This is a genomic window from Pantoea sp. OXWO6B1, assembly GCF_001641135.1.
In the GTDB taxonomy this organism is placed as follows: domain Bacteria; phylum Pseudomonadota; class Gammaproteobacteria; order Enterobacterales; family Enterobacteriaceae; genus Pantoea; species Pantoea allii.
In genome coordinates, this window is record NZ_LWLR01000001.1 from 1249029 (window position 1) to 1271854 (window position 22826).

Consider the following 22826-nt stretch of genomic DNA (forward strand, 5'->3'; position numbering starts at 1 on the left):
GTTTTATCATTTTTGCAGTTTAATATTCTGGTTGTCTTGTTTTTTGTGGGGTTAAGTTCTTTAATATTCATATTTACAACAACTCCGCTGATTAAATATTCCGTTTTTATAAAAACACACTTCCAAATATATTCATCTGTGTGATTTAATCTTTGGCCCATAAGCTTATGACAATACCCGAATTCGGATTCGCTACATCACAACCGATGATGCCTGTATGAATTTACATTGAAACAATAAACGGATGTAACAATTTGCTATGTGTTTTTTATGCGTTTATATCACCTTAAATAGGTAGGTGGATTGAAGGAAGAAGGCCGTAATTATGTTGGTTATATTCTTATCTACAGTTTTTGTTTGAAATCTTATGGAAGAGTAAAAATAAAAAGATGAAAAGAAGAAAATACCTGACGGTGAACGAGGTCGAAAGGTTGATCTCTGCCGTGGGCACCTCAAAAAACAGTGAAAGAAACCAATGCATGTTGCTGATGTGCTTTATACACGGACTCAGAGTCAGTGAGTTGTCGCAACTGAAACTGAGAGATGTGGAGATTTCCAATAAAATCATCTATATATCGAGGTTGAAGAATGGATTTTCAGTCCAGCATCCTTTGCAGCATCGCGAACTGTTAGCGTTAGAGGCCTGGATGCAGAAGCGTTCAAGCTATTTGGGTTCGGATTCTGAATATCTGTTTTTATCGCGACACGGTAAAAAAGTATCCAGGCAGCAGTTATACCGTATTTTCAAGGTGGCCGGTAAAGCCGCAAATATCAACATTGATGTGCATCCGCATATGTTCAGGCATGCCTGCGGCTATGCCCTGGCGGATAAGGGATGTGATACGCGACTGATACAGGATTATTTAGGCCACAGGAATATTCAAAACACCGTCATTTACACGGCATCGAATGCTGCCCGTTTTAAATCTGTCGTGTTTTAGCCTGCGGGGGAATGCCTTTTTTAACGACCAGACCGGCGATGAGGAAAAAGACTCACGCCACCTGAGAGGTGGCGTGAGTTATGGTCGCTGGCGTGTTATTGCACTGGCAAAAACCTGTCGGCACGATGTTCCTGTGTCGGCTGGCAGGGGCGAGGTTATCGTGGCTGGCGTCTTCGCGCTCCTTTACGCGAAAGTGATGGAGAGAACCTGAGTGCACTGGACTCCAGCGGAGAACGCCAACCCTTTCCTTGCCTCACAACCTATTGCGGCAGACAGGCGGCGCGAAAAAGAGAATCTTGAGTCACGTTCGGCCGCTTGCGTCACTGCGAAAAGGGAAGTCGCTTATGAGACTCTGTGACTGAGGAGGACGGAGAGAAAAGTTTACTCTGCGGCAATAAGTGTGGTGCTTTGACAGAGGACGCCTTTAAGCCTTCATTTTACGTAACCATCAGGCTATAAACGGCTCAGAAACCCTGATAATCATCGCGAAACGCTGCGTGAACCATGATGCAAATTGCTAAGGCGCTCAAAACGAAATGCATATTTTTTTATCATTTGTCTTACCGCTGGCGCTCGTCATTTTGCTGATAAAGTATTTCTTTCTGCCGATGTTCAAACGAGATGATTTCTTTGCTGCTAAAGGTGAGTTAAAGAAAATCTCCATTGATACACCTTTGCTTAAACGTCTTGGGATGAACATGGAGGATTACTATTACGACGCAGAGTTTCTCTATCAAAAGCGTAAGGAAGACATCCTTAATACAATCTCGCTGGGCCAAATTATTCAGGTCAGATCGACCGGAACGATGATCAGCAATCGCCGCGTCTGGCAGGTTCGTTACCTCTCCGGGGCATCCCGGACAGAAAAAACAGTCAGCATTCTGCATAATTACTCAGTATTTAATCAGGATTTCGCCGGTTTTCTTTCAGCCGTTCGGGCAGCCAATCCTGAAGCAGAAGTTGAAAAAATGACACGCTTGCGCCTGTAAACGTTGGAGGCTGCTATTTTCCAGTGAAAACCAAACGAGCCGCATGTGCTGCCTTGGGCGATATTTTTTGTGAGTATTACGGCTGTACGGAGACGGGAGTGAATGTTCTGTCAGATCCTGCCGACATGCTGGACTGCCCTGCGAGCGTGGGACGTCCTTATGACGGTAACCAGGTAAGGATTCTTGATAGCAACAATAACCCGCTTAATGCAGGAGAAAAAGGCAGAGTGGCTATCTCCAGTTATATGCTCATGGATGAGTACCATGACGGAAGTAAACCGTTTATGGTGCTTGAGGGGGAGCGCTACTTTCTGATGGCTGATTACGGCTATCTGGATGATAGCGGCAGGCTGTTTCTTATGAACCGTAACGGTGAAATCCATAGTCAACATGATGTTTACTACATTGAGGAAAAAATTCGCGCGCTGTCATGTATTAGAGATGTAGCCCTGATAACTATCCAGCTTGAAGGTGTGAATCACATCAAGTGTATTTTTAGCACTGACCAGAATGATAAAGAGAAATTTATCCGCCTGTTTGAAAAAATCCATGAGGAGGCCGTCAAAACGGGAGTCATTAATTTTTCAGCCCACTGTGTTGACGACATCCCTTACAGCCCCAGCGGAAAAGTTCGGTTCAGTGAAATCATACGTATTCTTGATGCGGCATAAACAACCACTATCAGAATTTCTGATACCAGAATAAAAACTCGCGAATAGTTAATACATCGCGAATATGAAAATATAAAAACACTTCCTGCCTAACTTATTCTTAATACATGATGAAGGTGAATAAATGAATGTTTATATTAAAGGACTGCTCTGCTGCTTCTTAGCCACGGTTTCATGGGGCGCGATGTTTCCTGTCATGACACAAGCGCTAACCAGAATCGATCCGTTTAATTTCACCACGCTCCGTTATGGCATCGCAGGTATTGCTTTCGCGCTCATGCTGATTTTCCGGGAAGGGCGTTCTGCTTTCAGGCTGAAGGGCGAAAAATGGGGACTGGCCTGGCTGTTTGGAACGTTGGGATTTGCTGGATTTGGTTTTCTGGTGTTTTTGGGCCAGCATCTTGCAGGGCCAACTGGCGCACTGACCGCATCTATTATGATGGCAACGATGCCAATGTTGGGGCTACTTACTATCTGGGCACTGAAAAAGGTACGTCCACAAGCAAGTACCTTTGGATTTATCCTGCTGTCCTTTAGCGGCGTTGTGCTGGTCATCACCAACGGTAATGTGTCAGCAGTCCTGGACTCCCCAATGAGCGTAACGGCGAATCTGTTACTGATTGGTGGGGCACTCTGCTGGGTTTTATATACCATCGGTGGAAGCTATTTTCCGGGCTGGAGTCCGCTGCGTTATACCACGCTAACGACGCTGCTGGGCATGACAAGCGTCATCAGCATTGATGTGCTGCTAATGGCTACAGGTAAGATTGCTGTGCCAGATACCGCTGCAATGATCTTTGTGATTCCGCACCTGCTTTACATGGCACTCGTCGCAGGTCTGATGGCAGTTTTGTGCTGGAACATAGGTAACCGGATTATCACCCCCACTAACGGCGTACTCTTTATGGATGTTGTTCCCGTCACCGCCTTTCTTGTGTCAGCACTGAACGGCGTGTTGCCAACGAATATGCAGATTATTGGTGCAGCAATCACCGCCACTGCATTGGTGCTCAACAACCTTAACCAGCGCAAAATGGCACGGCAGGCCGTAAACAACACCATCATGAAAACGTCTGTCGCCCGCCGCTGAGGTTCTTTATGCTCCTCTCCCAGCAAGAGGGGAGCTTTAAGGCCTCACGTTGTTACATGCCAAATATCTCTTACCGTCTCGATCAGCGCAGCCACCACGGGGGAGGTTTCTTTTTCACGGTCCCAGACAAAACAAAGCTGACTCACCGTTTTTTCGCCGGGCCAGATATACAACTCACCACTATCCTGAAGCGTAAGCGCAATATCCTCCCGCATAAGGGTGATACCGACTTCCATACCGACCAACTCAGCGAGCGTTTTTTCCTGATCAGCGATAATAGCAGGCCTTATCTCTATGCCGTGCCTTTGGAGAAAATCCCTGGCTATTGAACTAAAAGAACATTTTTCAGGCGTGGCAATCCAGGGCAATTCTCGCAGATCATCCCAGCCAGCCGTCTCAAGTTGTGTTTTCCAGGCGCGGGGGCCAACAATACATAGCGTAATAGGGGAAACCACAATCATGCCTAATCGCTCTTCATGCACGTTGCCGATGATGAAACCCGCGTCCAGTTCACCGGCGAGCAAACTATCAATGATAAGGCCGGAGATATTCTGGCGGATTGTCAGACTGACGTTTTGATGCCGCTGACGCAGTTGGGTCAGAACCTGTGGCAGATTAAGGATCACTGGAACTGAAATCGTTCCGAGCGCACAAGTACCAATCGCATTAAGCGAGCGGGCCTTGTTGACAAATTTACTGGCGGCCTCAAGCGCGAGGCGGGCTTCATCCCGCATGATTAAACCGGGTGCGGTTAGCGCCATACCACGAGGGGTGCGCGTGAACAGTCGAACATTAAATTCGGTTTCGAGTGACTTTATATGGGCGCTTACCGCGGGCTGGCTGAGAAAAAGTAGACTGGCTGCTCTTGTAAGGCTTGCTGTTTCTGCGACGGTCACAAAGGTTCTGAGTTGGTTTAAATCCATTACGCTTCCCGCCTGTTGTCGTTAGATGATGCGTCAGTGTCTGTGACTGACTTAATTTACATTAGAAATTGTTACTTTACGTTAAAATACCAACGGCTATGCATCACTTTCCTGATGATGAAGTGATGGTCTGCTACCCTTTTTGTTCGGCAATAAAATGAACAACGTGCCAGGATTGAACCTGGTGGTGAAAAAGACTTTTTTTTGGGATTAGTAAGAAACAGTTGTCTGGTTTTTCTGTGGAAAATAAATGTAATCCATAGCGTAAAATTGCCAGCGGAAATCTGGGTATTGAAAATGGCAGGGAAAAATTCGTTATTACTTATCGTCTAAAAACTTCTCGTGAATGCCATTCCACGAATTTATCTGATGGATAATGCTGACTGACCTGCGGCAATTTAATCGGTTTACCTGAAAAGTCCCAGAACAGGCGGTCGACAATGCCACCGCCGTTTACGCCCGCGGAAACTACAACGCGCATATTCTCATCCAGCCCAATCGATCCTTTATCAAAGGCTTTATGATGAATGGCGCAGAGTGCCAGCCCGTTAACGACTTCACAGGGGCCGCCGTACTGTTTCCATTTAATATGCGCGGCTTCTACCGCCACCAGCGCATTATCGTGGCGCATATTGAAGCCACATACCGCACACTGATAGTGATAAGCGCGCAGCACCTGCTGCCGGAAGTGAGGATCGCGCTGTTTCCGCATCTCACTGATGCCAAAACCCAGTTCATCCGCCAGCGCTTCCTGAATGCTTTCGGGAAAATGCGCTTCAAGGATTTGCTGTGCCAGGCTATCGATTAGCCTGCTATCACTTTTAACCCGTTCATAATGCTCAGCATCAAAGCCACCGGCGACCTGATACCGTTTCAGTTCCCCAGCCGGAGGTTGCTTACTTCCTGTCGATGAGCAGTGCTCTGCATTAACCAGCTCCCAAAAACCGTCACCCTGTAAGCGCCAGAAGGGCATATCAGGACGATACTGACGGCGTTGCGGGCCATAACGTTCTAACAGTGCATGAAGCACAGGCTGAACTTCAGATGCGTAGTCAAAAAACCGGCCATGGCCATGGCGATATTGAGACAGCGCATAGAGCACGAGTAGTGGTTTATGGGGCGCGCGTTGTTCGCCTTTACGCCAGACGGTGATTTGAGAAAGTAATTTTTGCAGGTTTTTGGCTGATGTCATGACGCAGTTTGATAGGGAAATAATTGCGATAATGCTCGCAAATTATCGCTTGATCAATCGATTAGCGACGGGGAAATACAGGGAAAGAAGGCGATGCTAAATAGCGAAACGAAAACCGGCTCCCAGAATCCTCTTCCACCCACATCAACAGGTTATGACAGATGAGGCTGTGCGAAGCCGAATAAAAGCCCCTTAACAGGGCTTCGTTTACCCAGCGAAATCAAAAAAACCACCGCCGCCGACGTATAAACCCCCGCACAGATCAGATCACAACGCCGTGCCCGACTGAGGTTTTTCGCTGCGGTTTGCGAGGCCAAAATCAGCGCATGCAGGCTACATATCATCACGCCGGTCAGTGCGCAGGCTGCCATCAGAACATTGCACTGTCACTGCGCTGCGGGTCAGTCCATTCAGGGCAGGGAGCCGTTACCGCTGACCATGCCGTCAGCGGGTTGCAGAATAACGGTGATCACTGTCGAGTGTGAATACGTCTGTAATCGGCAGTGTTTTTACATTCAGACGTTGAATGTCTCTACGGCGAGACGCAGCGTCTGAGCCTGTTCAGAAAGCGACTGTGAGGCGGCTGAAGACTCTTCAACCAACGCAGAGTTGTTCTGCGTTACACCATCCATCTGGCTTACCGCCACGCTCACCTGAGAGATCCCCTGCATCTGCTGATTAAGGTGTGCTATTTTATGCCGTGAGTCTCTCATTCCATGCATCAGTAAACTGAATATTGCCATCAACAATCCGCCGGGTAATTTTTTCATACTGCAAACTGATACTTTCAACGTGGTTCATTTTATCATTACCCGCTAAGCGGACATTAGGCACGCCGCAGTTGACGCCAGTCACTTTTACATTTTCCATAAGGACTGTGTAATAACAAACTTCTTGTCCTGCATCGTTTATGTGATAGAACTTAATTTCTGCACTTTTTAACGTTTGACCAGTAGCCGCAGCCTTATAAAAGTAAGGTGTAGAACTATCAACATCTTTTTCAATCATCATGGATGAATGCTGACGCGTACCAGTAATTTTCCCGTTAGTGCTATCGACAGGGAGGTTAACGCCATGACCCAGTCCGATGATCTCTATGCTCCCTTCCCGATCCTGAACGTCAACCGATCCTTTAATATCTGCGCCGCCGTCGTCTTTAAGCCACATATAGGGAGGAATTGGCATACTATTTTCTCCTTGTTTTTCTGATTAACATCATTGTTATTAAATAAAAAGCAATACTGATCGTTACGACAGTGAAAAAGTCTATGTAGAAATATGCATCGTAGATTGATTCTGCATTAACATCACCCGTTAAAAATAGGGCTAACTGACTGACAAATTCATGGTCTGCATAGTTCTCGGGATGACCGAGTGAGCGAGCAACAGCGAACGTTATAATCAAAAAAAAGAGGATTTTAACCGCGTTACGGGCAAGCGCTGTAACCATTCGTTACCACCTCAATCCAGCCACGAGCCATGAGATCCCGCATGCAAGGCACCTGAACAGGATCTGTTTTGAGGAGTGCATCTCTTATGCGCGAGTAGTCCGAATTATGTGGAATGGTTAAACATCCCTCTGAGACTTGCCCCGGATGCAGTCTGAATAATCCGCGGTAAACGCCTTCTGTCCATGTTCCGTCATCAATACTCAGGTCATCTTTGTACAAAGCAAACCACTCGTCGCGTCCAAAGGCCGTCCCATGGTAAAATTTATTCCATGCATCCTGAATTTGCGTCTTTGTTTTAGAAAATACGCCACCAGAGCCACGTTCTACAATCCAGTATTTACCCAGTGGTAACGGACCATTACTTTTAATGGCTCCACATGCACCGTGATTACGGTAGATACCATTGCCTGAAAAGGCCATGAAAACACCCACCCCATATAAATTAAAAGGCGCATAATCTGCACCATCAAGCGTCAACTTTCCCTGTAATGCCATGATATACCATTCCCTGATGAGGTTTGTGGCTTATCATATAAATGAAAAATTAAGTCATCAACTTTAGCCTTACGATTTTGAATTTATATTCAATTAATGTGCTGTGCATTTGATTTTTCGATTTGCTTTGTTAAGGACTGTCTTTACTGATGAGTTTTATGTGATTTTTATTTTAAATGGATTGATTTTGTGTTTCTTGGTTTTCATTAGTGAATAGTGTGAGTTGTATATCAGGTCAGTGGTTTAAAAAAATTGTTTCAGTAACTCATATAATGAGAAGTGAAAACTATTTTTTCAGTAACAAGAATGTAAATTGAAATTCACTGGCCTTCTATAAAGGGCGGCCTAATAAGCCAACGGCGATCTTCTTATACAATAAACCGGTGATGGATGAAGGATAGCGCGGATTACGTCTCCGCGAATATAACGAAGGCCTCTGAATGACGTTACCCCAGCGAAACCGAAAACCACCGCCGCCGACGCATAAACCCCCCGTACAGATCAGATCACAACGCCGTGACCGATTGAGGTTTTTCTCTGCGGTTTACGAAGCCAAAATCAGCGCGTACAGGCTACATATCATCACGCCGGTCAGTGCACAGGTTGCCACCACAACATCGCTCTGTCACTGCGCTGCGGGTCAGCCCATTCAGGGCAGGGAGCTGTTACCGCTGACCATGCCGTCAGCGGGTTGCAGAATAACGGTGATCACTGCCGACCGCGAATACGTCTGTAATCGGCAGTGTTTTTACATTCAGACTTTGAATGTCTCTACGGCGAGACGCAGCGTCTGAGCCTGTTCAGAAAGCGACTGTGAGGCGGCTGAAGACTCTTCAACCAACGCAGAGTTGTTCTGCGTTACACCATCCATCTGGCTGACCGCCACGCTCACCTGAGAGATCCCCTGCATCTGCTCAGCGGACGACAGGGCGATGGTATCCATTGATGTGGCCAGCTCGTCAACCAGATCGATCACTTTAAGAATATTTTGGCCTGTTTCATTCGCCACCGTGACGCCAGATTCCACCTGACTCACTGCCTGCTCAATGAGTGATTTAATGTCTTTTGCCGCCGTAGCACTTCGCTGTGCCAACGTCCTGACTTCCGCTGCCACCACGGCAAATCCACGTCCGCTTTCACCCGCGCGTGCCGCTTCTACTGCCGCGTTAAGCGCCAGAATATTCGTCTGGAATGCAATACTTTCGATGACAGAGGTAATGTCTCTGACCTTAGACGCGCTTTGTGAAATTTCGCCCATGGTGCCTGACATACGGCGGACATCATTTTCACCATTTTTTACGTGTAAAGCCGTATCCCTCGCGGCGTTGGCCGTCTGTCTGGCCATGGCGCTGTTACTCTGCACGGTGGCTGTCAGCTGTTCCATACTTGCCGCTGTCTGCTGGAGTGCAGCGGCCTGCTCTTCAGTGCGGGAAGCCAGTTCGTTGTTACCCTGTGAGATTTCGTTTGCTGAAAGCGCAACGGAAGCAGAGCCAGACTTAATGTCGGATACGACCCCGCGGAGCCGCGACTGCATACTGGACAAAGAGGCCATCAGGCTCCGGGTGTCATTTTTGCGTAGCTGTACCGCTGAGGTCAAATCCCCCTGAGAAATCGCATAGGCAAGGCGCTGTGCAGTCACAGGCTCACCACCCAGTTCACTCATCAGCTTACGAATCAAATAGATGCCCGTGGACAGGCCAAAAATGACCGCGACAGCTAACAGTACCAGTAAGATGACGTAAGCCTGTTCCGTCGTTTTACGGTTGGCACTGACGGCGTCATCAGATCGCTGCGTGAGCACCTGCCCCATGGCCGTCAGTCCGTCAATCAGGGGATTCTGCGCGGGTCTGACGGTATCCAGAAGAAACTTCACTGTTGCGGCGTTATTTTTCCCCAGCGCCAGTGGAACCGTATTACTGAATGATTCCAGTGCATCTTTTTCACTGCTTTTTATCGCTTCAAACGCTTTTATTTCTTCATTGTTGCCCGACTGGTCAATCATCTGCCCCAGTTGAGTGCTGCTGTCGACAAAGCGGGTCTTTAATTTTCCGAGCCGCGCAGATTGCTCCGCGATGCCTTTTTCATCGGTAAATAACGACAGATTCCTTACTGTAATGGCCATGTCGCGCTGGATAAGCGTCAGGTCTGTGATCAGTTTTGTTTTTTTCATATCTCCCTGAACGATTGATTCAAGGGCATTTTTGGACTGATACAAAGAATGAATGGCAACGACTATGCACAGGGAAAAGAAGACGATTAACGTACCAAAACCCGAGCCGAGCCGTGTTGAGATTTTCATAAATCTTTCCTGAAGAAGGGTGGGGGAGACGACGATCTTTCGGCGCAGACTCGGCAATCTTTATCCCGGCCGTGATAATTAAAATGTAAGCAATCACGACATAAACTTTTACAGGAAAAACCCCTCTCGCGGGTCTGTTAATATTTCTTATTTATAGGTTTATTTATGGCTCGGCCCGCGGCAGAAAACGGCAGATTGCGAGTGGAAACCGCGTCGCGCCAGCATCTTGCTGAGCATCCGGTGGGGACAGGCCCACGCATTGGGTTAATGCATCAGCGTCAGACGCCGGCGGATATCATCCCGCGCTTCCTTATCGGACTCTCACGCCGCCAGCGCTTCTCTTGGATGAGAAAAAAGAGGCACGCCCCGCAGCGCACCTCCACGTCATATCACGCCACAACACTACGGCGATACGGCTAATCCTGCATCCGACGTTCCGGCATCCTTTGGCGCTTTGATCAAGATCCACAGCGCCGCCGCGCCAATCAAATCAAACACCGCCAGCGCAATGAAGAACGGGCCAAAGCCAATTATGCTGACGAACGCGCCGATAAACAGGTTAAAGATCAACTGACCCGACCAGGCACAGGCACCTGCCATCCCCACGGCGGTCGCCACCTCATCCTTTCTGAACAGATCCGCACCCAGCGTGGCGGCCACGGTGGAGAGCAACTGATGCGAGAACCCCCCAATGCTGATCAGCAACACGGCGATATAGGGGTTGTCAACAATGCTGACCAGGCCGATGGTGGTCATCAGCACCGCCCCGAGAGTAAAGGTAATGCGGCGAGAATTAATCAGGCCAATGCCACGGTCGTTCAGAAACTTCGCCACGAACCCGCTGGCAAGGCAACCCAGATCGGCCATCAGGAAGGGCAGCCAGACGAACATAGCAATCTCCTTCAGGCTGAAGTGCAGGGTTTCCACAAAGAAAATCGGTACCCAGAAGTTAATGGTTCCCCATGCCGGATCGGCCAGAAACCGCGAGATGCCAATGCCCCAGAAATTACGCTGTTTCAGTATGCGTAATGCAGAGGTCTTTTCTTTCTTCCCGGTGTGAAGGTGTTTTTCCTGACCGCTTTCAATGTAGGCGCGCTCTTCCGCCGACAGCCGTTTGGCCTCTTTAGGATCGTGATAAAAGATAAACCAGACAAAGGCCGCTACGATAGCCAGGCCGCCGGCAACGACAAATGCAAACTGCCAGCTGTGGAACATAATGCACCAGGCAATCAGCGGCGGAGCCAGCATCGCCCCAAAGGAGGTGCCCATGTTAAATACCCCGGTAGCAATGCCTCGCTCCCTGGCCGGAAACCAGGTGGCCGCGGTTTTCACCCCGGCCGGAATCGCCGAGGCTTCACTAAAGCCCATAATGGCGCGCATACACGCCAGCCCCTGCCAGGAACCGATCAGAGAGTGGGCTAAGGTGGCCAGCCCCCAGACGATGGCGCAGAGAAAGAAGCCCAGCTTCAGGCCGATAGTATCAATTAACCATCCCATCACCGGCTGACCGATGGTATAAGCCAGCTGAAAGGCGCTCACCACCCAGGAATACTGCTCCTTGGTCATGTCCAGTTCTTTCATCATCGTCGGCGCGGCCACGCCCAACGCCGTGCGGTCGAGGTAATTAATGATCGTAATAAAGCACACCAGTAATATCATGTGCCATCTGTAATAGCGGATTGTTTTCATGATTGTTCCTTTATTGTTACCTTTTCCTCATGCTTTCGCTAAACAGGTAACATGATTGCTTAAATTAGATGTAGGTTAATTAATAGAGTGTTAGTTAATCTCATGATTGCATCTTGTTATTATTGGGTAAGCGATTTTGCAATAAACGCATAATCGAGTGGTGTGATTACGCGCATTGTTTAATATCGTGAAAATAACTTTCGGTAAATAATGTGATCGGCGTAACCGACATGGCTAAAGCGACTAAATGGCGAGATGCGGGTTTGGCATCATGGTAACGCTAAGCTGTTCCAGCCATAACGTCATGACGAAAGCCTTTTACTGGCGGGCAGAAGGGAAGGTCCCTTACAGGTTGATGGGCTGTTTAGGTTTTTTATTTCGCCGGGTTTTAGGCGTTACGTTAATTATCACGATGGGTTTTAAGTCTGATGGTTAATAAAGCCGTCTGTAGTTGTTAACGCGAATAAGGCCGGGGCGTTATATACACATTCAAATGCTATTCTCTTTTGGTAACTTAACCTGCCAGCGCAGGTGTTTTTATGCTTTACAGAAAATAAAAATTAAGGGCGACGTTCAGCGTTGGTGAACATAATAACCTGCAGGAAGGCGCTTCAACGTTATAAGAGGAATCTTAAAAGGTAGTCGTTTGATGTTGAACAGGGTTTCAGTATTATTTTCAGCTTGTGCCACCTCTAAAGGAAGTGAGATGCAAATCTGTACGATGGACTACGATCGTCTCTCGCCAGACGGAAAAAGGGTTAAGCTTGACTGCTATGGCATCGGTTCATTTGATGTTTTGTCAGGCATCGACCGCTATATCAATAACCCTGACTGTTCAGATATCGAAAAGGCCGCGATCCCGCCGGGCACATACTGGATAGTCGATCGTCCGAAAGGGAGCGTGCTAAACCAACTGCGTGCAGAAGTGATTGATGCTTATCATTTGTACAAAAATCATCATTCCGAATGGTTTGGTTTATACAACGCAGAAACCATGAGTGATCATGTTTACGTCAATGGCACACGGCGGGGCAGCTTTCGTCTCCATCCTTTGAACAGCGACGGCACCGGTGTTTCATGGGGCTGCGTAACGCTGTACAGCTCATCGGAGTTTCAAACCCTCAGAAATGCGTTGCTGCGGATACCCAAGATAAAAGTGCCGGGCGGGAAAGACCTGATGGCTTATGGCCGCCTTGATGTGCGCGGCATTCCAGATTTTAGTCAGTGTGGTGTGAGATGAAAATTGCGGTATTCATTATTGTGTTGCTGGCGGCTTTTGTGCTGATCCCGGATAGCTGGATCAACACGTTATTTATGAGCCATATCACCATCGAAGGCGATGGCGAAGAGGCGATGAACAGTTATTCGTTTACGTTCATCGTGGTTAAGTTCGTACTGTCGCTCGTGCTGGCTGTCCTGGCCTCGTGGGGATACCGAAAGCTAAAACGTTAGCCCGCCGCACATGCCTGGCGGGACGCACTTACCGCGGCCAGGCGTTTCCTGAACAGGATGATCTCTATTCAACGCGCGTTTGCGGGTATTTCCCGCCGTTACCGCCCGAAGACAGTTTGTCGCGAATCACACCTGCCGCTTTTCAGCCCTCACACTGCCCGTCTTGATAATGCCGTAGCGGCTGACTCGTTGACTTCCGTTTGCTTCCGTTTTCCCCGGGTGCTGAGATCTGCATCACTTTCATGCCGCGTGCGCTCCCTTACGCTTAACGGCCAGGCTGGAGGGGCGGAAATGTTTCTGGAAGAACGACGCAATCAGATTTTGCAATGGCTGGACGAATATGAACGCGTCACCGTTAACGGGCTGGCGAGTCAGCGGCGTGTCACGCGGAAAACCAGGCGCAGACAGGGCAAGGTCTGCATTCCGGGCGCATGTCATGTGGATAGCGTCGCCAGGATGGCGCGATTTCCTAAACGTGGTGAATCGCCGATGGCGCACAGCAGCACCTCTGGGCCAGGCGGCAAGGGTGCCAGGCAGGCGATGGCCGCCAGCCGCGCCGGATCGCGCGTTCATTTGGTTGCCAAAGTCGGCACCGAAGGGGTCAGCCAGTTCGCGTTTGATCACCTTTCGTCATCAGACATTCACTCTTTCCGTTTATACCAGACCGATACCGAACCCACGGGCAGCGCCATCCTCGATGTCTCGCAGGAAAACGGTGAGAGCATGATTGCTGCCTGTTCCGGGGCCAGTAAAACCCTGACGGATGCCGGGATTGCCGGGCTAACCCACGCATTCACCGAGGCGGATGTCCTGCTGCTCCCGCTTTTCCGGCGCTCAGTGTGGACACCACCGGCGCAGGTGATGCCTTTAACGGCGCGCAGGCCGACACATGGGCATCGGCCTTTGCGTCCCAGGCCGTCGCGCGGGAAGGCGCAAGCACTATGCCCAAACGGCATCAGGCGGTCATCCGACTTAATCAACGATAACCCGACGTAACGCAACCGCCGCGCGCTGGCGCTGGCAGGAGAAACCATGAAAAAGATTGAAGGTATTGTCCCGGTCATGCTGACCCCGTTCACCCCGGATGATCAGATCGATTATCCCGGCCTGTCACGCCTGATCGACTGGTATCTGGCGCAGGGCGTGGACGCGCTGTTTGCGGTGTGTCAGTCGAGTGAAATGCAGTTTCTCAGCCTGGAGGAGCGCGTTGCGCTGGCGCGTTTTGTGGTGGAGAAAGTGCAGGGCCGCGTGCCGGTGATTGCCTCCGGCCACATCAGCGATGGATTAACTGAACAGACTCAGGAGCTGCAGGCGATGGCCGGAACGGGCATTGATGCCCTGGTGCTGGTCACCAATCACCTTGATCCGCAGAATCAGGGAAGTGAGACGTTTTATGCTCACCTCAATCATCTCCTCGCGGCGCTACCGACCGATCTTCCGTTAGGGCTCTACGAGTGCCCGGCACCGTATCGTCGCCTGCTCAGCGATGAAGAGTTCAGCTTCTGCGCCAACAGCAATCGCTTTGTGGTGCTGAAAGACGTGAGCTGCGATCTGCCCACGGTACAGCGTCGCGTCAGGCTGGCCGAAGGCACGCCATTGGCGGTAATCAACGCCAATGCGGCCATTGCGTGGCCCGCTATCCAGGCCGGTTCGCGCGGTTTCAGCGGCGTGTTCACTAACTTTCATCCAAACCTGTATGTCTGGCTTTATCACCAGGGCGCACAGCAGCCTGAAAAAGCCCATGAGCTGTCGCTGTTCCTGTCGCTGAGCGCCGTCACCGAAACCCTGGGCTATCCCAAAAACGCCAAAATTTATCACCAGCGCCTGGGCACCTTTACCAGCGAGCACTGCCGCGTCAACCGGGACAACGTGCTGGAGAAATGCTGGGGACTGAGCGTATTGCTTGACCAGATTCGCGAAGGCAGTGCGCTGTGGCAGTCACGCCTTTGATAAAAATCGCTTTACGCTGCTTATGCATCGGTTTACTACAGGGGAAAACACCATGATTGTATGCGATCAACTTGACTGGGCGCGTGAGCGCCATGCGTTTCATCCCATCGTTGACCAGGCGATTCGCTGGATTGCGACCAGCGATTTCAGCCAGATGGAAACGGGAAAATACGATTTGCTGCCTGACAACCAAATGTTCTGCCTGCTGCAGGAAATGGAGACCGAGCCTGCCAGCGCCCGCCGGGCCGAATCCCATTTTCGCTATGTCGATATCCAGTACCTGCTGGCCGGACGTGAAACGATCGGCGTGACGCGTGCCCAGCCGCAGCATGTGATAGCGGAAGACCGTCGGATTGAAAACGATGTCGTGTTTTATCAGGACATCACGGATGAATACAGCATCGCGCTGACGCCAGGGCAGTTTGCGCTGTTCTTTCCCCACGATATTCATCGCCCTGGCTGCGCGTCTCCGCTGGCCCAGCCTGTCCGCAAGGCGGTGATTAAAATTCATCTCGATCTGTTTGCCGTGCAGGCGTTGCCATGAAGCCTTCTGCACCGATGTCAGAGACGACGGTAAGCGAGCAGGGCACGCTGAAAGGGCGACTGCGCTGGGGCATCGTTACGCTGTTACTGCTGGCGGCGATAGTGAATTACCTGGACCGCGCCAACCTCAGCATTGCCAACACCACCATTGCGGCGGAATTTGGCTTTTCCCAGACCGAAATGGGCTTACTGTTGTCGGCGTTTCTCTGGCCCTATGCACTGGCGAACCTGCCTGCGGGCTGGCTGGTGGACAAACTCGGCCCCAAAAAGATGTTCTCCTGGGCGCTGGGGCTGTGGTCGGGTTTTACCGTGCTGACGGCGTTTGCCAACAGCTACAGCTATTTCTATGGTCTGCGTATGCTGCTGGGCGTGTCTGAATCCCCGTTCTTTACCTCGGGGATAAAAATCACCCACCGCTGGTTTGGTGACAGTGAACGCGGGTTGCCCACCGCGATTATCAATACCGGTTCGCAAATTGCCAACGCCATTGCGCCGCCCATCCTCACCGTGCTGTTACTGACGTTGGGCTGGCGCGGCATGTTCGTTGCGATCGGTGTGATGGGGCTTCCCCTGCTGCTGGCGTGGTGGAAATTCTATCGCGATCCCAATGCCCGTGAGGATGCGCTGCTGCATGCCGGACAATACAGCGCGGCCACACCGCAAGAGAAAACCGCGGTTCGCTGGCGATCGCTGTTCCGACACAGCACCACCTGGTTTATGGTGATCGGCAATTTCTCTATTATGTTCACGATTTGGGTTTATCTGACCTGGCTGCCGGGCTATCTGGAAAAATCGCTGGGCTTCAGCCTGAAAGCCACGGGCTGGATTGCCTCTATTCCGTTTCTGGCCGGTATTCTGGGCGTGCTGGTTGGCGGCATGCTCTCGGACAATCTGGTGCGTCGGGGCGTCAAAGCCATCACCGCGCGCAAAGTCCCTGTCGTCTCAGGGGCTGCTCTGGCCGCCTGCTTCGTGGCACCGATTCCGTTCGTCGACAGCACGCCGCTGGCAATTAGCTTGCTGTCCCTGGGCTATTTTTTCTCGCAAATGCCGCAGGGCGCGCTCTGGACGCTGGCCAGCGATATTGCACCGAAGTCACAGGTTGCCTCGCTGGGGGCGATTCAGAACTTTGGCGGCTTCCTGGGGGCGGCGATGGCGCCCATCGTGACCGGCATTATTCTGGATACCACGGGGAAATTCACCAATGTGTTTCTGCTCGGTGCCGCGCTGCTGATGCTGGGCGCGCTGAGCTATGGCCTGTTTGTGCGTAAGCCGCTGCAGGCAAGCTAACAAGCCCAACCCTGGCGGCGAGCCAGGGTTGCACCAGGTGGCAGCCCACGCTGACGGTTATCGCTGACAGGGTTTACCTTCTGTTAACGAGGGCTGACGTGAGATGTACCAGTACGAAACCGTTTAACGCGGTAATCGGCAGAGCAGGGGGCCGATCACGCCGGTTCAGGATGATCGGCGCATCGATTGCCCTTAAAGAAAATGATTCATCCAGACGGGGGCGTTTTCTCCGTCTGTCATCGTCTTTTCTATTCGGGTTAACCTCTTTGCCCGGCGCGTAATTATCGTTTTTTCTCTTCCAGACAATAAATCGGTTTAATTAAATTCTGTTGAACTAAAAGAGAAAATATAACAACATTGCGGCCGTTTATCATGGCATCAGGCGGTGCACTGCAGGTGGGCGGCCTGAGTCTGGCGGTGTGCACGCCGACGCCGTTTGCGTTGACGGTTGCAGCGATACAAATACAGGGGAACTGAGCGGTCGCTTTGGCAAAGACGGCGAGCAGTGATCACGCCCGACTCAACGCCAGGTCATCTGGCAGGGTTTTGACTTAACGAGAGGGGCAGGGCCTGTGAAAAATAAGCCGCGTTGCTTTAAGCAGAAGCAAGGCGTCAAAGGGCATATTCATCCTGAATCAATATCGCCAGCCTGTTAATAATGGCGTCGAGCGTCCCATCCGATGCGGATGTATGGAGCAATCCCTCAATATAGCGATCGCCGCGAGTATAAACGGTCACCAGACTCAGGCACTCAGCGACAGACGCGTGCGAAATCCTTTCTTTTTCTCTCAGCGACATATTGTGGGTTATCCACTGGTTCCAGCCAAAACCCGTCAGCATAAGTTGATTTTTTTCGGCGGATAGCGGCATGTTGTTTTCAATATCGTCCTGGCAGTCAGCGATGAAGCGTTTTAGTACGGTATTGTCTTGTCTGATAATCAGGAGATTAGCCCGTTGCACGATGTCATCGTGCCAGGCCAGCCGTGAAAGCCAGGATTTTGGCAGGGCATGGTAACCGTAATACGCACCCGCAAGCTGACCATAAATAGCGGCGACACTGTCCGCGTCATCGCCAAGATTTGCCGCCAGTAATGCCCCTTCCTCAAATGTCTCGCTGTGCCAGAAACACCAGAGAGCGGCTTCCAGTGAGTGAATCACATAGCCAGAACTGCTGATTTCATCACGCGATTTAAGACGGTAGCGACCTTGAATAATGGCTAAGGAGTCCGGATGCAGTGTTTTTATCCATGCGTACTGCGCAGAATGAAACGCGTTGAATAGCCTTGCTTTGGTCGGCGTGTTATCGCTGTTGAGCAGCATGTGGATCAGGCCCGTGATGTACTGGCAGGCCTCAATACATCGCTGTTCTGCATGAGTGGTGGCGCTGGCCAGTTTCGTCGCTTCAAAGACCGCAGTGAGAGGGGCGTGATGCATGAATAATGCCACAGGCGCGGTGCGCATCAGGCTGCCGTTGCCCGCACTTCTGGGGGCGGTGCTGCCCGCCAGCGCAATGCCTTCAGCGCTGAATGTTTTTAACGCGAGGGCGACGGTCGTGCCAATATCGAAACAGGTTCCGGTGCAGGAGTTATAACCATAATCGCGCCAGTTGATATAGCGTCGCATTTGATCGGCAGGTACATTTTCGCCCCGTTCGATCAGGCTGTCAGCCAGACACAGCATCATGGACGTGTCATCCGTCCATTGACCGGGTTCAAGCATAAAGGGGCCACCGCCAACCAGGTCGGTTACCACCGGTTTTGCCGGTCTGGGCTGAAATTCAAGGGTGGTACCTAACGCATCGCCCAGCGCCAACCCAACTAATGCGCCTTTAGCCCGATTGATTTTATCAGCATTCATCCATTTGTCCTGATTTACCTCAGCGCCAGCCAGCCAGGGCGGCACGCTTCTCGGCTTTTCAAACACGATTTGACACATTAACGCGAGTTGAAAGCGATGTCGATCAAAGGCTATTGGCGGGCAGGGGGGAGGAAAGCAGGACGGGAAAGACAGGCGTGGATTTCATTGCCACGCCGAAGCCTGACCTTTAGCGGGGCGGCCCACCGGCAACCCCAACTGAACCGCTAGTGACTTTGCTTACTGTCTTCTTCTTTATGCTTTTTCGCCAGGTAATGCCCCGCCGCGCAGCCCGCCATGGCACCGGCAACCGCATGATGTTTAAGATGGCCCGCCACGCCGCCCACCAGCGCGCCTTTCAGGCAGCCTTCGGCCTGTGCCTGAGAGGCGACCGACATCAAAAGGCCCAGTGTGACCAGCAGAAAGGGAAGTTTACGCATCGATACTCAGTCCTTATAAAGGGGAAGGTGTTAATGCTGCGACGATAACCCTAATGCGAGGCTGGCGGGTGAGAAAATGCGAGTCGTTGCACGATGGTTGCAGAAAAAAGGGCGGGTTTTGCATGCCAGAGCGTGGCGGAATTTTTTGAACCGCATCACACCCTGCATTTTTTGCGAATCCATTTTCTCTCTTCCGGGGACAGAAAGATGTAATAACTACCTCGCCATACACAAAACGGAACCCACGATGAAAAAAAACTTAGCCTGTTTTGCATTCCTGGCAGGAAGCCTGCTGACGGGATATGTCCCTGTACTGATTGCCGCACCTTTACCGCAAACCCCGGATACAAGTATCCCGGTGAGCCGCTACGTTACGGCGCTCAATCCTGATCACTCCATTACCTTCCGTCTCTTTGCGCCTGCCGCGAAGCAGGTTGCCGTGGTGACCGGCGCCACGCCGCTGAGCCAGCAATCGCATGACATGAAAAAGGACAGTGCCGGCATCTGGTCGTGGACCAGCGCGCCGATGAAGCCCAACCTGTATGAATACTATTTCGACGTAGACGGTTTCCGCACGCCGGATACCGGCAGCCGTTTCCCTAAACCGCAGCGCCAGGTGAACACCAGTATGATTCTGGTGCCGGGCAGTATTCTGGATGAGCGCAACGTGCCGCACGGCGATGTGCTGACCCTGACCTATCATTCCACCGCCCTGAAGTCGGAACGTCAGGTGTTTGTCTGGGCGCCGCCGGGTTACAAGGCCGATGATAAACCGCTGCCGGTGCTCTACTTCTATCACGGTTTTGGCGATACCGGGCTGTCCGCCATTTCGCAACTGCGCCTGCCGCAGATCATGGACAACCTGCTGGCAGAGGGCAAAATCAAGCCGATGCTGGTGGTGGTGCCCGATACCGAAACCGACATCGTGCAGGCTATTCCTGAAAACTTCCCACCTGCGGATCGTCGCAAAGACTTTTATCCCCTCAATGCCGCCGCTGCGGATAAAGAGTTAATGCAGGACATTATCCCGCTGGTGGAAAAACGCTTTACCGTGAGTCGTAAACCGGATGACCGGGCGATTGCCGGGCTGTCCCAGGGCGGCTATCAGGCGCTGGTGTCAGGCATGACGCACCTGAGCGACTTTGGCTGGCTGGCCAGTTTTAGCGGCGTGACCACCAGTACCGTGCCTAATGAGGTCGTGACGCGCCAACTGAGCCAGCCGCAGACCGTGAATAAGCAGCTGAAAAACTTTACGCTGGTGGTGGGCGATAAAGATATCGTGACAGGCAAAGACATTGCCGGACTCAAAACCGAGCTGGAAAAGCAGGGCGTAACCTTCCATTACACCCAGTATCCGGGCTTAGGGCATGAGATGGACGTCTGGCGACCGGCATATGTGGAGTTTGTGCAGCAGCTGTTTAAACCCCAGTCGCACTAATCCCGGCTTCAACGCGGACCGCGCACAGGATGAGCAGGACATCCTGTGCGCATTCTCCCCAACGCGGCGGGAACGCTGCGGTTTCGTTGGCGGCGGATGGCATCATGTCAGCCACGCGGTAAGCGCTTACGCATCACCCGCTGCCCAAACGCATCACTGCCTTCTGCGACCCAACCATTTGCCTGATAAAACCCTTCCGCGTTCGAGCCGGGATCGGTGGTCAGTACGATGGCCTCCGCGCCCTGATCGATAAACCACTGTGTGATAGCGTTCAGCAGTTGTGTCCCGATGCCCTGTTTTTGATATTCAGGTTTAACAAACAGCCCGCCAATAAGCGGTTCGGGCGCATTGATCCCTAACCCGTAACCGGCATACTCACCGTCCACCTGGCAAATCCAGCCGCCGCCCTGACGAATATCGTCGAGCGCTTGTTCACGCTGTAAATAGTGGATTTGATGCGCGTGCAGGCGATTTTCCGTTACGGAAAAGCGTATTTCATATATTTCTTTAAGATGATGAGGTTCAAGTTTAGAAAATGAGAGGCGCATGGCAGCTCTGAATGAAAATGACGATGGCAGGTGGTCAAACAGTATCGCCTGAATAACGGCGTTTCAAGGCGTAAAACGTCATGGGGTGCCGCTTTTCTACAAATACCGTTTTTAATCTTGTTTTGTCATTTCGCTGGCATCCTGGCATCCTGGCGTCATCGGCCTGCCAGTTTCATCTGTTTTACGCTGGACTTAATGCGGCGATGACCGGCGGCCTGAGCCGTATTCCCCCTTTCCCTTGTACGCTGAAAGGAATTAATAAAGGTATCCTGGCTGAGCCTGCATAACCTGACCACAATACGATCCAGACGTAACTGGAGTTTTTCAGTTTTCGAGTCTTCATTAAATAACAAGGGTTTAACGATCGATTTTTAAAGTTTGATAGGTTTAATCATAGACCAATCCGTTAAAATTCATTTGATTGATAGCTGGCGACGATCAATAATCGATCTACTTTAATGCCGTTAATCAGAGCATGGGAATGGAAATCCAGAATCTTGATAATAACAACCGTGCCTGGCGGTTCATTGCTGAGCCTATTGTAAACCTGAAATCTGAACGTATTGCCGTTGAAGTCTTAACCCGATTTGCCGCACCAGGGACGCCTTTTTTCCATATAAATAACATGCATAAAGAACAGAAAATAAGTCTCTTAAGAGACCAGTTGTTCTTGATTGATAAAAAAAGACATTTCTTTGAAAGTCACCAGTTGCTGTGTTCTGTCAATGTCGATGTAGAGATGGCTTTTGCGCTGCTGGAAGAACGGGATATTTACGAACTCGCCACAGCGCATTCTTTTCTGCGCATTGAAGTATCAGAAGACTTCCCCAATCTGGCGGAGGGGCTGAATAATCCCTTACTGCGAAAGTTATATAATCATTACACCTTATGGCTGGATGATTTTGGCAGTGCCTCTTCCCATTTTCCCTGTTTGCAAAAGGGATTATATGAGGCCGTTAAAATCGATAAGTTTTTTTTCTGGAAGCACCATAACAGCCCGCTCTGGAAAGATACCCTGATGCAAATTAAAGACTATTGTCAGTTTATTATTGTAGAAGGCGTTGAACAGGAAACTTACTTTCAGTTTGCTAAACCCTATGCCGCGGCATTCCAGGGCTACCTGTTTGACGCCATCAATTTTGAGGCATTGGGCTGAACATCGCGTTTAGCCGCTAACCAGAAATGGTCGTTTCAGCCACACCCGGCGCAATCCCACGCTTCACTACCCGGGCCGCCCGCACGCTGATAGCCTCTCTTGATGCATCCCGGCCCTGCCAAAGCAGGGTGACGTTCCCTCTCTGTCCTCACCCCTTTTTACCGCCTTTTCATACCGCTTTCCTGCCCCCCGCTTTGCTGACGCAATATTGCAGCCGCCAACCGGAGGCCAACAGGCTATTCCATTAACGTGTTCAGCTAAATAAAAGGGAAGGGCGGGTAAAAACAGAAAGGATAAATTCGAGCGAACCTTACCGAATGATCCTCTTTTTTTATTACGGGTTTAATTAATTAAAACGAAGTTTATGCGAGAAGTCTCGCAGCGATTTGTTTAATTACACAGGAAGTATGATAATTAT

The 22826-nt window shown here is 50.7% G+C and carries 20 protein-coding genes and 2 pseudogenes; 12 read left to right on the plus strand and 10 right to left on the minus strand.

The features are described from left to right. Nucleotides 1-389 precede the first annotated feature (389 nt). The 4 genes from A6A26_RS08060 (at nucleotide 390) to A6A26_RS08080 (ending at nucleotide 3691) form a co-directional block, all read left to right on the plus strand. Nucleotides 390-941: a tyrosine-type DNA invertase gene (locus tag A6A26_RS08060; protein WP_063878253.1), complete on the plus strand. Its 552-nt coding sequence runs from the start codon at nucleotides 390-392 to the stop codon at nucleotides 939-941. Between the two features lie 536 nt (nucleotides 942-1477). Next, complete coding sequence (locus tag A6A26_RS08070; protein WP_063878255.1) at nucleotides 1478-1930, plus strand: hypothetical protein; 453 nt, start codon at nucleotides 1478-1480, stop codon at nucleotides 1928-1930. A 23-nt stretch (nucleotides 1931-1953) separates the two neighbouring features. Further along, a complete protein-coding gene (locus A6A26_RS08075; protein ID WP_253851876.1) occupies nucleotides 1954-2601 on the plus strand; it encodes an AMP-binding protein in 648 nt (215 codons plus the stop codon). A 124-nt stretch (nucleotides 2602-2725) separates the two neighbouring features. After that, nucleotides 2726-3691, plus strand: a complete 966-nt coding sequence (locus A6A26_RS08080) for a DMT family transporter (protein ID WP_063878256.1) — start codon at nucleotides 2726-2728, stop codon at nucleotides 3689-3691. A gap of 44 nt (nucleotides 3692-3735) precedes the next feature. On the opposite strand, the gene A6A26_RS08085 is transcribed toward A6A26_RS08080, so the two are convergent. From A6A26_RS08085 to A6A26_RS08120, 7 genes and pseudogenes are all read right to left on the minus strand, one after another. After that, the gene (locus A6A26_RS08085) at nucleotides 3736-4614 is read right to left on the minus strand and encodes a LysR family transcriptional regulator (RefSeq protein WP_063878257.1); all 879 of its coding nucleotides are present in this window, start codon (nucleotides 4612-4614) and stop codon (nucleotides 3736-3738) included. Between the two features lie 322 nt (nucleotides 4615-4936). Further along, nucleotides 4937-5806, minus strand: a complete 870-nt coding sequence (locus tag A6A26_RS08090; protein ID WP_063878258.1) for a phosphorothioated DNA-binding restriction endonuclease — start codon at nucleotides 5804-5806, stop codon at nucleotides 4937-4939. A gap of 515 nt (nucleotides 5807-6321) precedes the next feature. Next, nucleotides 6322-6486: pseudogene (locus A6A26_RS25420) on the minus strand (chemotaxis protein); the annotation flags it as partial. A gap of 13 nt (nucleotides 6487-6499) precedes the next feature. Further along, complete coding sequence (locus A6A26_RS08100) at nucleotides 6500-6991, minus strand: Hcp family type VI secretion system effector (protein WP_063878260.1); 492 nt, start codon at nucleotides 6989-6991, stop codon at nucleotides 6500-6502. A 242-nt stretch (nucleotides 6992-7233) separates the two neighbouring features. Further along, a complete protein-coding gene (locus tag A6A26_RS08110; RefSeq protein ID WP_063878262.1) occupies nucleotides 7234-7752 on the minus strand; it encodes a DUF2778 domain-containing protein in 519 nt (172 codons plus the stop codon). Nucleotides 7753-8506: 754 nt separating this feature from the next. Next, the gene (locus A6A26_RS08115) at nucleotides 8507-10051 is read right to left on the minus strand and encodes a methyl-accepting chemotaxis protein (protein WP_063878263.1); all 1545 of its coding nucleotides are present in this window, start codon (nucleotides 10049-10051) and stop codon (nucleotides 8507-8509) included. Between the two features lie 402 nt (nucleotides 10052-10453). Continuing rightward, a complete protein-coding gene (locus tag A6A26_RS08120; protein ID WP_063878264.1) occupies nucleotides 10454-11740 on the minus strand; it encodes an MFS transporter in 1287 nt (428 codons plus the stop codon). 649 nt (nucleotides 11741-12389) lie between these two features. Here A6A26_RS08120 and A6A26_RS24730 point away from each other — a divergent pair. From A6A26_RS24730 to A6A26_RS08150, 6 genes and pseudogenes are all read left to right on the plus strand, one after another. Continuing rightward, complete coding sequence (locus A6A26_RS24730) at nucleotides 12390-12980, plus strand: DUF2778 domain-containing protein (RefSeq protein ID WP_306277960.1); 591 nt, start codon at nucleotides 12390-12392, stop codon at nucleotides 12978-12980. Then, nucleotides 12977-13192, plus strand: coding sequence for a hypothetical protein (locus A6A26_RS08130; RefSeq protein WP_063878265.1), 216 nt, complete (start codon nucleotides 12977-12979; stop codon nucleotides 13190-13192). Before A6A26_RS24730 ends, A6A26_RS08130 begins: the two co-directional genes overlap by 4 nt. Nucleotides 13193-13483: 291 nt before the next feature. Then, a pseudogene (locus A6A26_RS08135) lies at nucleotides 13484-14178 on the plus strand (PfkB family carbohydrate kinase). 46 nt (nucleotides 14179-14224) lie between these two features. After that, nucleotides 14225-15142: a dihydrodipicolinate synthase family protein gene (locus A6A26_RS08140; RefSeq protein ID WP_063878266.1), complete on the plus strand. Its 918-nt coding sequence runs from the start codon at nucleotides 14225-14227 to the stop codon at nucleotides 15140-15142. 52 nt (nucleotides 15143-15194) lie between these two features. Then, on the plus strand, nucleotides 15195-15686 hold the full coding sequence (locus A6A26_RS08145) for a NanQ anomerase/TabA/YiaL family protein (RefSeq protein WP_063881098.1): 492 nt from the start codon (nucleotides 15195-15197) through the stop codon (nucleotides 15684-15686). Further along, entirely contained in the window at nucleotides 15683-16972 is a 1290-nt protein-coding gene (locus A6A26_RS08150) for an MFS transporter (protein WP_063878267.1), read from the plus strand. Before A6A26_RS08145 ends, A6A26_RS08150 begins: the two co-directional genes overlap by 4 nt. 612 nt (nucleotides 16973-17584) lie before the next feature. On the opposite strand, the gene A6A26_RS08155 is transcribed toward A6A26_RS08150, so the two are convergent. Next, the gene (locus tag A6A26_RS08155) at nucleotides 17585-18829 is read right to left on the minus strand and encodes an ADP-ribosylglycohydrolase family protein (protein ID WP_063881099.1); all 1245 of its coding nucleotides are present in this window, start codon (nucleotides 18827-18829) and stop codon (nucleotides 17585-17587) included. A 224-nt stretch (nucleotides 18830-19053) separates the two neighbouring features. Continuing rightward, nucleotides 19054-19266 (minus strand): hypothetical protein, encoded by a 213-nt coding sequence (locus A6A26_RS08160; protein WP_063878268.1) that lies wholly within the window; start codon nucleotides 19264-19266, stop codon nucleotides 19054-19056. Nucleotides 19267-19513: 247 nt separating this feature from the next. Here A6A26_RS08160 and A6A26_RS08165 point away from each other — a divergent pair, with 247 nt between their 5' ends. Beyond that, nucleotides 19514-20704 (plus strand): alpha/beta hydrolase-fold protein, encoded by a 1191-nt coding sequence (locus tag A6A26_RS08165; protein WP_063878269.1) that lies wholly within the window; start codon nucleotides 19514-19516, stop codon nucleotides 20702-20704. 107 nt (nucleotides 20705-20811) lie between these two features. Here the strand turns inward: A6A26_RS08165 and A6A26_RS08170 are convergent, their stop codons facing one another. Beyond that, nucleotides 20812-21252 (minus strand): GNAT family N-acetyltransferase, encoded by a 441-nt coding sequence (locus A6A26_RS08170; RefSeq protein ID WP_063878270.1) that lies wholly within the window; start codon nucleotides 21250-21252, stop codon nucleotides 20812-20814. A gap of 481 nt (nucleotides 21253-21733) precedes the next feature. On the opposite strand from A6A26_RS08170, the gene A6A26_RS08180 reads away from it, so the two are divergent. Further along, nucleotides 21734-22408: an EAL domain-containing protein gene (locus A6A26_RS08180; RefSeq protein ID WP_244915418.1), complete on the plus strand. Its 675-nt coding sequence runs from the start codon at nucleotides 21734-21736 to the stop codon at nucleotides 22406-22408. The last annotated feature ends 418 nt before the right edge of the window (nucleotides 22409-22826 follow it).

Excerpts from the sequence above, each read along its gene's own strand:
- A6A26_RS08140 (WP_063878266.1), top strand. The coding sequence starts at position 14,225 with ATGAAAAAGATTGAAGGTATTGTCCCGGTCATGCTGACCCCGTTCACC.
- A6A26_RS08060 (WP_063878253.1), top strand. The coding sequence starts at position 390 with ATGAAAAGAAGAAAATACCTGACGGTGAACGAGGTCGAAAGGTTGATC.
- A6A26_RS08180 (WP_244915418.1), top strand. The coding sequence starts at position 21,734 with ATGGAAATCCAGAATCTTGATAATAACAACCGTGCCTGGCGGTTCATT.
- A6A26_RS08115 (WP_063878263.1), bottom strand. The coding sequence starts at position 10,051 with ATGAAAATCTCAACACGGCTCGGCTCGGGTTTTGGTACGTTAATCGTC.
- A6A26_RS08080 (WP_063878256.1), top strand. The coding sequence starts at position 2,726 with ATGAATGTTTATATTAAAGGACTGCTCTGCTGCTTCTTAGCCACGGTT.
- A6A26_RS08150 (WP_063878267.1), top strand. The coding sequence starts at position 15,683 with ATGAAGCCTTCTGCACCGATGTCAGAGACGACGGTAAGCGAGCAGGGC.
- A6A26_RS08090 (WP_063878258.1), bottom strand. The coding sequence starts at position 5,806 with ATGACATCAGCCAAAAACCTGCAAAAATTACTTTCTCAAATCACCGTC.
- A6A26_RS08165 (WP_063878269.1), top strand. The coding sequence starts at position 19,514 with ATGAAAAAAAACTTAGCCTGTTTTGCATTCCTGGCAGGAAGCCTGCTG.
- A6A26_RS08155 (WP_063881099.1), bottom strand. The coding sequence starts at position 18,829 with ATGAATGCTGATAAAATCAATCGGGCTAAAGGCGCATTAGTTGGGTTG.
- A6A26_RS24730 (WP_306277960.1), top strand. The coding sequence starts at position 12,390 with ATGTTGAACAGGGTTTCAGTATTATTTTCAGCTTGTGCCACCTCTAAA.
- A6A26_RS08145 (WP_063881098.1), top strand. The coding sequence starts at position 15,195 with ATGATTGTATGCGATCAACTTGACTGGGCGCGTGAGCGCCATGCGTTT.
- A6A26_RS08085 (WP_063878257.1), bottom strand. The coding sequence starts at position 4,614 with ATGGATTTAAACCAACTCAGAACCTTTGTGACCGTCGCAGAAACAGCA.
- A6A26_RS08110 (WP_063878262.1), bottom strand. The coding sequence starts at position 7,752 with ATGGCATTACAGGGAAAGTTGACGCTTGATGGTGCAGATTATGCGCCT.
- A6A26_RS08160 (WP_063878268.1), bottom strand. The coding sequence starts at position 19,266 with ATGCGTAAACTTCCCTTTCTGCTGGTCACACTGGGCCTTTTGATGTCG.
- A6A26_RS08070 (WP_063878255.1), top strand. The coding sequence starts at position 1,478 with ATGCATATTTTTTTATCATTTGTCTTACCGCTGGCGCTCGTCATTTTG.
- A6A26_RS08170 (WP_063878270.1), bottom strand. The coding sequence starts at position 21,252 with ATGCGCCTCTCATTTTCTAAACTTGAACCTCATCATCTTAAAGAAATA.
- A6A26_RS08120 (WP_063878264.1), bottom strand. The coding sequence starts at position 11,740 with ATGAAAACAATCCGCTATTACAGATGGCACATGATATTACTGGTGTGC.
- A6A26_RS08100 (WP_063878260.1), bottom strand. The coding sequence starts at position 6,991 with ATGCCAATTCCTCCCTATATGTGGCTTAAAGACGACGGCGGCGCAGAT.
- A6A26_RS08130 (WP_063878265.1), top strand. The coding sequence starts at position 12,977 with ATGAAAATTGCGGTATTCATTATTGTGTTGCTGGCGGCTTTTGTGCTG.